The 10,660-nt window shown below is 49.6% G+C and carries 3 protein-coding genes; all 3 read right to left on the reverse strand.

From position 1 onward, the window contains the following. Window positions 1–27: 27 nt before the first annotated feature. Genes RH949_RS00185 through RH949_RS00195 form a run of 3 tightly spaced genes read right to left on the reverse strand, consistent with a single transcriptional unit; the run spans window position 28 to window position 10,648 of the window. Window positions 28–5,247: a hybrid fatty acyl-AMP ligase/type I polyketide synthase gene (locus tag RH949_RS00185; protein ID WP_446351557.1), complete on the reverse strand. Its 5,220-nt coding sequence runs from the start codon at window positions 5,245–5,247 to the stop codon at window positions 28–30. A 27-nt stretch (window positions 5,248–5,274) separates the two neighbouring features. Continuing rightward, window positions 5,275–5,940 carry a hypothetical protein gene (locus tag RH949_RS00190; protein WP_006104274.1) on the reverse strand — a complete coding sequence of 222 codons (666 nt, stop codon included), beginning with the start codon at window positions 5,938–5,940 and terminating at the stop codon, window positions 5,275–5,277. A 1-nt stretch (window position 5,941) separates the two neighbouring features. Then, entirely contained in the window at window positions 5,942–10,648 is a 4,707-nt protein-coding gene (locus RH949_RS00195; RefSeq protein ID WP_446351558.1) for an amino acid adenylation domain-containing protein, read from the reverse strand. Window positions 10,649–10,660 lie beyond the last annotated feature (12 nt).

The following is a 10,660-nucleotide window of genomic DNA, read 5'->3' on the forward strand; positions in this document are numbered from 1 at the left end:
ACATAAACGTTTAATTAATCGGGGAGTTTAAAGGGTAATCTGTGCCGTGGCATATAACTTCCACTCTTGAGGTAAGGTGGGTGGGTTTAGCTGATAGCTATATAAATAAAACGATAATGACGCATCAGACTCAGACATTAAAACAACTTGAATTTTCTGAACGTCTTGTTCCGATAAAAATAGGGGGCTATAGAGTTTTAAATTCGTTAACTGTTTAGGTTTGCTCTCAAAGGCTTCCTCTGTAGCCGCCAACGCTATTTCGATATAAGCACTGTGAGGCATGACGATACTATCCCACACTCGATGATCGTTGAGGTAGGAAAGAGACAGCGCATCAATCTCAGTTTCCCAGATATAAAGATTTGGCGGTGCCAGATGGTTTAATCGATTGCCTAAAAGCGGATGTTTGTGCCTCTCCGGTTGGGGTTGATCTGTCATCCCATTAGGCGGATTGGTACTAGGGCTTGACAGGAGTCGTGTTTGACGATCATCAACTTTAGTGCTTTCGAGCCAATAACGCGATCGCTGCCAGGGATAGGTGGGTAAAATAAGCCGATGACGGGGATAGTCCCGATCAAAGCCTGACCAGTCTACCGGAACCCCCTGGACATATAACTCTGCCAGACTCTGTAACAGTTGTTGCCAGTCTGAGCATCCCAAACGTAGACTGGGTAACCACACGCCCGCGTCTTGGGGTAGCGATTGGCGTGCCATGCCCAACACGGTTGGTTTGGGTCCAATTTCGACAAAGATATTATAGTCACAGGCGTGAAGTGTTTTGATACTATCGGCTAATCGTACCCCTTGGCGTACATGACGACACCAATAGTCTGGCGTAATCTCGGCGCCAGTGAGTCGCTTTCCGGTGACGTTAGAGATCAGGTCAATTTGGGGCGTTTGGTAGGTTATTGTTGCCGCCACCTGATGAAATTCAGTGAGCATCGGCTCCATCAAGGGAGAATGGAAAGCATGGGAAACCTGTAACGGTTTCGTTTTAATTCCCCTCGCTTCTAGGGCGGCGCAGATGTCTCGGACAGTCTGAGATTGTCCCGAAATCACCGTATTTTGGGGACTATTGTAGGCAGCAATCCCGACAATTTGGTCATCCCAGTCAATCACATCACGAATCGATGCCTCATCTGCAAACACCGCCACCATTTCACCGCCCCTATCTAGGCGTTGCATCAGCCGACTTCTAGTCGCAATCAGCTTTAGCCCCTCCTCTAAACTAAAGACTCCCGCCACACAAGCAGCAACATATTCCCCCACACTATGACCCATCACCGCATCAGGATGCACTCCCCAGGATTGCCAAAGCTGCACTAAAGCATATTCGATCGCAAATAAGGCAGGTTGGGTATAAGCGGTTTCATTCAGGGGAGAACTCATTCCCGGTTCGGGATAGAGGATTGATAGCAGGGAGGTTTCTAAGTAAGGACGCAGAATTTCGTCGCAGCGATCAAGGGTTTGACGGAAGGTGGGCTGCGTCTGATAGAGTTCCTGTCCCATGTTCAGGTACTGAGAGCCCTGACCCGTAAACAGAAAGGCGAGTTTGGGGCGTTGGCGATTCGTTACCTGACCCGTCACCCGTCCCAGGGTTTCTTTGCCCGTCAGCCCAGCCGCTAACTGTTCACGCAATGACGCCGTTGATTCAGCCACAACCGCGAGGCGATGGTTAAAATGCGATCGCCCCGTATTGGCACTGAAGCAGATATCGGCAAGTGAGGAAGTTGGGTGGGTGGCTAAGAACGCCCCATAGCGTTTCACTAATTCCCCAAGGGCGTTCTCGGTTTTGGCTGAGAGGGTTAAAAGATGCAGACTTCGTTCGACTTCTGGCACTTGGACAGGGGTTTCGGGTTGCGTCTCTACCTGAGGCGCTTCTGCCAGGACAACATGGGCGTTGGTGCCACCGAAGCCAAAGGAACTCACCCCAGCCACACGCGCTTTCCCACCCCTGAGCCAAGGCTGTGGTGCTTGGGGAATCCCAAATAAGCGCTCATCCCAAGAAATATGGGGATTCAACTGGTTGAGGTGCAACTGACGGGGAATCTCTTCCTGTTGTAGGCAGAGTACCACTTTAATTAAGCCAGCGATACCCGCAGCAGCTTCCAAATGACCAATATTCGCTTTCACCGAACCCAGAATACAGGGCGATGGTTCCGATTGCTCCGACAGCCGCACCGCTTTCAGGGATTCCACCTCAATCGGATCACCCAATGCCGTACCCGTACCATGGGTTTCCACATAACTGATTTCCGATGCCTTGACACCCGCGTTGGCGAGTGCTTGTCGGATCACAGCCTGTTGAGCCAATCCATTGGGCGCGGTTAACCCATTACTGCGACCATCTTGATTCATGGCTGAACCTTTGATGATGGCGAGAATATTGTCTCCATCCCGTTGAGCATCACTGAGACGCTTGAGCAACACTAAGCCACAGCCCTCAGCCCGAACATACCCATCCGCCTCCGCATCGAAGGTCTTACAACGACCATCGGCTGCCATCATCTTGGCTTGGGAAAAGGTAATCGTTAACTCTGGGGATAGGATTAAATTCACCCCACCCGCTAGGGCTTGCTGGCATTCTCCATTTTGCAAACTTTGACAGGCTAAGTGTACGGAAACCAGGGAGGAGGAGCAAGCGGTATCCACGGCTAAGGAGGGTCCTTGCCAATCAAACACATAGGAGAGGCGGTTGGCGGCAATACTCAAGGCATTACCGGTACCGGTGTAGGCATCAATATCGGCATAGTTCTCACATTGAAACCGGGAGTAGTCCTGGCTACTGATGCCAATAAATACACCCGTTTGGCTACCTGCTAACTGGTTCGCGCTCAGACCTGCATATTCCAGGGTTTCCCAGGCGACTTCTAACAACAGCCGTTGTTGAGGGTCGATCCGTTCTGCCTCGCGGGGAGAAATCCCGAAAAAATCAGCATCGAAACCGTCTACTTGCTCCAGAAATCCGCCCCAACGGGTACTCATTTTACCGGGTGTGGCGGGCTGTTGATCATACAAGGTGTTGACTGACCAACGGGAATTAGGTATCTCAGTAATGGCATCCACACCGTTTTTCAGCAACCTCCAGAAAGCATCTGGGTCATTGGCACCAGGGAAACGACAACCCAGACCAATGATCGCGATCGCGTCTGGTTGGACAATGGGTGTGTAGGGGGTAGGGGCGAGAGTTGCCGTTTCCTGGGCTAACTGTTGGGCGAGACGTTCGATTGTTGGGTAATCGTACAATAAGGTGGGAGAAACTTTATAGCCCAGCCAGTCTTGAGCCTCCCCCGCCAGACGGATGGCGACCATTGAACTGAGACCATAGTCAGCTAAGGGGTGTCGAATGTCTATCGCCTCGGGCAACACTTGCAGGGACTGGGACACCTGGGCAATTAACCACCGTTGGATTTCCTCTTGGCGGTTAGGGGACAGGGATTGAGGGAGCGTTTTCACCTCAGCCTCTCCTGGCTGTAATTGAGTTGAGGGTTGAGACGTTGCCAACCAGGAGGTTACCCCATTTAGGGTGTCAGCTAAAAAGCCATCCCGACAGGCACCCCGTTGCACTTTGCCACTGGATGTTTTCGGAATACTGGCGGTTCGCAGCAGGACGATCCCATAAACGTCGATATCATGTTCGGCTGCGACGGCTCGACGAATTGCCCCAATCACCTCATCCGCGTTGAGCGTCCGCCGCGAACTGCGTTTTACCTCTTGAGCAATCACCAGTTTTTCTTGACCGTTCACGGGAACCGAAAACGCCGCGCCACAGTGGGGGCGTAGTGCTGAATGACAGGTTTCGACCGTGAGTTCAATATCTTGAGGATAATGGTTGCGACCTCGGATGATCATTAAATCCTTGAGTCGTCCAGTGATGAACAACTCACCCGCCCGCAAAAATCCCAAATCCCCTGTCCGCAGAAACGGACCTGCGCCTGTATCAGCGATGTACCCTTGGAAGGTTTCTTGGGTCTGCTGCGATCGCTGCCAATACCCCCCCGCTATACTTGATCCAGACACCCAAATCTCTCCCACTTGCTTTTCTGGACATTGGGTTAAGGAGTCCGGATCAACGATCGCAAGGGTCTCGTCTAACCAGGCTTGTCCACAACCCACAATCGGGCGAGTTCCTGGCTCTTCACTTGGGGCTTCCACGACCTGGTTTTTCGCCAGTTCTGCCTCTTTTACTGAACAGACGACGGGCGGTTGATTGTTTAATCCCCCCGAAACAAATAGGGTTGTCTCAGCCATACCGTAGCAGGGGTAAAATGCCTGAGGCGAGAAACCACAATCCGCGAAGGTGCGAGCAAACTGCTCTAGGGTTGACCAACGCACTGGCTCGGCACCATTAAACGCGACGTTCCAGCGACTCAAATCTAAACTGGCTCGTTGTTCGGGCTTAATCGTTTGTACACATAAATCATAGGCAAAATTCGGTCCACCACTGGTTGTGGCTTGATAGCGGGAAATCGCCTGTAACCAACAATAAGGCTTGAGCAGGAACGCCTCTGGGGGCATCAGAATGCTTTGTACACCCAAGTATACGGGTTGCAAGACATTGCCAATCAGTCCCATGTCATGGAATAACGGCAACCAACCAACAACCACCGTTTTTGAAGAATGACCGAATGCCTGCTGAATCATTTGCTCATTGTGCAGCAGGTTTCCATGACTGACCATCACCCCTTTGGGCGTCCCCGTTGACCCCGAGGTGTACTGTAGAAATGCCAGTGTATCTTGGTTTATTGTCGGGACGTGCCAATCCCTGGCTATATCACTGGCAATCCTATCGGTTGTCAACCAATGCATCGCCGCGAGTTCAGGCGCTTCAGTTAAACGAGACCCCATCTGGGTTAACACCGATGTCGTGGTGAGGGCAAACGTGGCTTGAGCATCAGCCACAATTGCTTGTAACCGTTTCCGATGCTGATTGCGCCGAGGGGGATAAGCCGGAACTGCCACAACTCCAGCATACAAACACCCAAAAAAGGCACAAATAAATTCCCAACCTGATGGATAGAGGAGTAGGGCTCGCTCACCCCTTGCGCCCTGACGTTGAAGTTGCGCGGCGATGCTTCGCGCACGAGTATCTAACTCGTGATACGTGAGGCGGATTTCTTCTGTTTCTCCGTCGGGTAAGAATAAGTAAGCAACGGAATTTGGCTGATCGTCGGCTCGCCGCCGCAAGATATCGACAAAAGTGAGCGCCTCATCCGGAGGGGACAGGAGACGATTTAAAGCATTCATAGTCTTAAAACATATATATTTTGACGGTTATTTATTTCCCCGCAGGCGCTGCATTTGTAGCTTAAATACCCAAGGCAATGTTTTGAGCTTATCCATCAATGTGACTTGTTTTTTCACCCCAAGTTGGGGTCGTTTATCAAATCGCCATTCCGCTTTCGGTCCGTCTTGCTCGACGTAATGCAGAAAGACTTGGACTTGATGTTCCCCGTCAAAGGTTTCTCTCCAGTGTTCAACTTCACAGCCGCGATACAACAGAGCATCACCCGGATTCAGAGAGATAGCGGAAATCCCTTGGGGTCCGTTGACATAAATGGGCCACGACGTACTCCCATCAGAACCTAGGGTTAACGTCACACTCACTTCACAGGCGGATCGGTCTTTATGTTTAGCCAAACTGTCGCCCTTTTTGTACACTCGTCCGTAAGCATAAGTGGGGTAGAGTTTTTTCCCTGTGGCTAATTCGACTTGGGGTCGTAGCTCTTCGAGGAGGGTTTCCATCAATACATCCTGTTTCAGGATCGGTGTTCCTGGAAATCGCCAATCCCCTTTTTTAATTTTTCCGGTTTCAACCAGCATTAAGGCGTAATTATAGGCGACCCTTAATAAAGGATCACTGAGAAATGATTTGACCACCAGATATTTATTTTCTGTGAATATTTCCGGGGATTTTTTAACGAGAGTAACGTCAGTCATGTTAGTTTTCTCCACTAGATAAACAATGAGCAATTAGCAATTGTAAGTTTTCCACAAAACCTTGAGCGAGAGTCGCGATCGTTTTCCGTTGGTACAAATTCGTGCTGTAACTCCATCTCATCCGTAATCGTCCACGGGTGACATTCGCCGCTATATATAACGGACACATTCGGATGCCGTTTAAATCTCGTTCTGGTCCTTTATTTTCGGGTACGGATGTAAATAGAGTAGAGGGTGAACCTCGGTCAAGCTGACCATGATAGTTAAAATTCACTTGAGCTTGAGGAAGTTCACGGATTTGTTGCGAAATCCTCTTGTCTTGGCAGAGATGATACAACAAACCAAAGCCGATACCCCGATCAGGGATGCGACGCAATTGGTTTTTGATCGAGAGTAAAGCGGCTTCGGGTTCCCCCGGATTCTCTAGCTCTAATTGGGTGGGGAAGAGACTGGTAAACCAGCCCACAGTCCGAGACAGATCCACATCAGGAAAGAGATCTTCACGACCATGACCTTCCAATTCAACCAGCAGCGATCGCTCTCCCGTCCACCGGGAAAAGGATAGCACGAGAGCGGTAAGTAAAACCTCCTGAATTTTTAGGTCATAAACGACCGGAAATTGTTCAAGTAACGCCGTTGTTTCCCATTGACTGAGCCAGAGAATGACCTGATCCGTAGATGCCTCTGTGTTGACCCCATCTGGATAATCCACAGGCAACGGAGATAGGTCAGGTTTAATTGTCTCTAACCAATACGTTGCCTCTTGAGCCACTTCGGGCGATTGAGCATACTGCCAGAGTTTTTTAGACCATGCTTGAAAAGACGTTGTTTTCGGCGGTAATTTTGCCGTCTCTCCTCGCTCAAGTTGCGAATAAACGGTTTGGAAATCGGCGAGCAAAATGGATTGAGACACGACGTCAATGAGAAAGTGATGAAAAATCATCAACAATCGGTCAGCTTGTTGACCACCACAATTAAAGTAAGCAACCCGGAATAAGGGACCATCAATTAGGTTTAAACTAGATTGTAATTCGACCGCAGCTGATTCAATCGCTTCTCGCTGGGCTTGTACGGTTAACGCTGACAAATCGATCACCGTTAACGGCACAGAAGCCTCCATTGGTGCATTCCGTTGTTGCCACCCCGCCTCCGAGTGATCAAACCGCAGGCGCAGAGCATCATGATGGCAAAGCAGGTAGTTGAGCGTCTCTTCTAGCCGTGAAATGTCTAACCGTTGAGACAGTCCACATAAAAAAGACCAATTCCAATGGTGGGGATTGACCTGATGCCGCTCAAAAAACCAGTGTTGGATTGGTGTCAGGGGTATAGAACCTGTCACCATACCCTGTTCAGCCATAGCATGGGGCGTTGGAGAAGCTAACCCGGCTAACTCAGCAATGGTTTGGTGTTCAAAGAACTGCCGCACAGTCAACTGTAAACCCGCTTGATTAGCACGGGCGATGATCTTAATCGTGAGAATCGAGTCGCCCCCCAATTCAAAGAAGTTATCGTGAATGCTAACTTGTTGAACACCCAACACGTCCGTCCAGATTTGAGCCAGAACCACTTCGTTTGGGGTACGCGGTGCAACAACCTGACTCTCCAAGTCTCTTGAGATTGCCTCTGGTGTTGGCAAGGCGCGGCGATCAACCTTCCCATTCGAGGTTAACGGCAGACTATCCAACCAAACAAAGGCTGAAGGAATCATGTAGTCCGGCAACTTCTCCTTCAGGAAGCTACGCAGATCATGAGTCGTTGGGGTCTCCTCACCGGGAACCACATAAGCAACCAGACGTTTATCCCCAGGTTCCTCCTCTCTGGCAAGCACCACTACATCTCCGACGCTGGGATGCTGACTGAGAACGGCTTCAATCTCTGCCAACTCAATGCGGAAGCCACGAATTTTCACCTGATGGTCAATCCGACCCAGAAACTCAATATTACCATCAGGTAAATAACGGACTAAGTCGCCAGTTTTGTAAATCCGAAGTTGAGAACCCGGTTGAAATGGATCGCACAGAAAACGTTCAGCATTCAGTTCGGGACGCTTGAGGTATCCTCGTGCTACTCCATCACCGCCAATGTAGAGTTCTCCAACCACACCGATGGGAACAGGTTGGAGTTCATTGTCTAAAATGTAAATTTTGGTATTAGCGATGGGATAACCGATTGATTCTGGGGCATTTTTATCCCTGTTTGCACGGTTATGTTTTACTTCAAAAGTCGTTGACCAAACAGTCGCTTCAGTTGGTCCATAGACATTCCACAGACACCTCACTTTCTCTAATAAACTGTTGGCTAATTCTCGGGGGAGAGATTCTCCGCCACAAATCACTTTTAATTGAGGATTTCCTTGCCAGTTAGCTGTTAACAGCATTCGCCAAGTTGACGGAGTTGCCTGCATCACAGTCGCTTCGTGTTTAGAAATTGTATCGGCTAATTCCAACCCATCTTGAGCGACTTGACGACTGACTAAAATAATCGTTGCACCTACAGTTAAAGGTAGGTAAATTTCCAGAGCATGAATATCAAAGCAAATGGTCGTGATAGCCAGAAGGCGATCCTGGGTTGTTAATCCCGGTTTATTGCTCATGGATTTGATGAAATTTACCAATGATTGATGGCAAATTTGTACACCTTTCGGTTTTCCCGTTGAGCCAGAGGTATAGATAATGTATGATAAGTTATTGGATTTAACTTCGCTATTCGGATTTTCTGGATTTTGCTGAGAAATCACATTCGCGTCTGTATCCAAACAAATCATTTGAGTTTCCTGTTGAGGTAAGAAAGTTACCAACGGACTTGAAGTAATCATAAAATTAGCTTCTGAGTCCGATAAAATATAGTCAACTCGTTCTTGAGGATAAGCGGGATCTAAGGGAACATAAGCGGCGCCAGCTTTAAGAATTCCCAATAACCCCACGACCATTTCCAGAGAACGTTCAACATATATTCCGACAAAGGTTTCTGGTTTGACCCCTAGATATTGCAGATAATGAGCCAATTTATTCGCCCGACTATTTAACTCTCGATACGTCAAATCCTGCCCTTCACACACCACCGCCACAGCATCCGGTGTCCGTTCTACCTGTTCCTCAAACAAGTGATGGATACACTTGTCCTGGGGATACTCAGCTTGAGTCTGATTCCACTCCACCAACAGCTGATGTCGCTCCGCTTCACTCAGCAAGGGGAACTGTCCCACAGTCTGTTGGGGATGAGACACAATGGCACTTAAGAGCGTTTGGAAATGCCCGACCATGCGAGCTATAGTATCCGCCTCAAACAGGTCACTGTTGTACTCCCAAGTCCCGATTAATCCCGTGTCTGTCTCGCTCATCGACAGGGTTAAATCAAACTTCGCCACGGTGCGCTCTCTCTCCAGTGGCGTCAGCGTTAACTCCGGTAACTCCAGAGTTGGCGTTGGCGCATTATGCAGCACAAACATCACCTGAAACAAAGGATGATGACTTAAACTGCGTTGGGGTTGCAGTGCCTCTACTAACTGCTCAAAGGGTAAATCTTGGTGAGCATAGGCATCTAGAGTCATCTGCTGCACCCGCTCTAGCAACTCAAAGAACGTCGGATTATTCTCCAGGTCAACCCGCAGCACCAAGGTATTAATAAATAGACCAATCAGCGGCTCGATTTCCTGGCGGTTGCGGTTGGCAATGGGAGAACCAATCACAATATCGTCCTGACGACTGTAGCGCGACAGGAGCAGGGCGAAAGCCGCTAGCAGGGTCATAAATAGGGTAGTCCCTGACTGCTGACTCAAATGCTTGAGTTGTTGAGTCAAATCCTGATTCAGTTTAAACCTCTGGGTGCTACCTCGGAAGGTTTGCACCGGGGGACGGGGTCGGTCAGTGGGCAGGTTCAGGAGTGTGGGGATTCCTGCCAATTGTTGCGTCCAGTAGCCCAGTTGCTGCTTGAGAATCTCTCCTTGTAGCCACTGGCGCTGCCAAAGGGCAAAGTCTGCATATTGGATGGATAGTTCCGGTAACCCAGAGGGCTGCTTGGATGCAAAGCCTTGGTAGAGAGTAGACAATTCTTGAATCAATAGACTCATTGACCAATCATCCGAGATGATATGGTGCATCGTCACCACCAGCACCTGACTATCCTGCGCCAGCTTGAGCAGCACCAGACTGAGCAGAGGACCCGTTGCCAAATTAAAGGGTTGTTCGCTGTGGGACTTGACCTGGCGTTGTACTTCAGTCGTTTGCTCTGTACTCTCTAACCCGCACAAGTCCACAACCGCAATGGCTGTTTCTGTGTGTGGCGCAATCACCTGAACCGGAACTCCCTTGACCAAGGGAAAGGTGGTGCGTAGAATTTCATGGCGTTGAACCAGTTCCTGGTAGGCTTGCTCCAAGGCGAGGATATCTAGCGTTCCGGCAATATGAACCGCTACCGCTATGTTGTAGGTGGCGCTAGCCCCTTCGAGTTGGTTTAAAAACCACAGTCGTTCTTGCGCCCAAGATAACGGTAAAAACTCCGTCGTTCTCGATGCGGGTTCAATGGGCGGAATTACCCGTCCAGCCTCTGTCTGACGCCTGGTCTCGATTTCTTGAGCCAGAGCGGCGGGAGTAGGAGAGGAAAACAGAGTACGCAAGGGAAGTTCCAGATCAAAAGCCTCTCGCAACCGAGAAACCAGTTGAGTCGCCAACAGGGAATGCCCCCCGATGTCAAAGAAATTCTCCTCCACCCCAACAGCCTC

Origin of the sequence: Coleofasciculus sp. A1-SPW-01 (assembly GCF_040217205.1) — a bacterium.
In the GTDB taxonomy this organism is placed as follows: Bacteria; Cyanobacteriota; Cyanobacteriia; order Cyanobacteriales; family Coleofasciculaceae; genus Coleofasciculus; species Coleofasciculus chthonoplastes_A.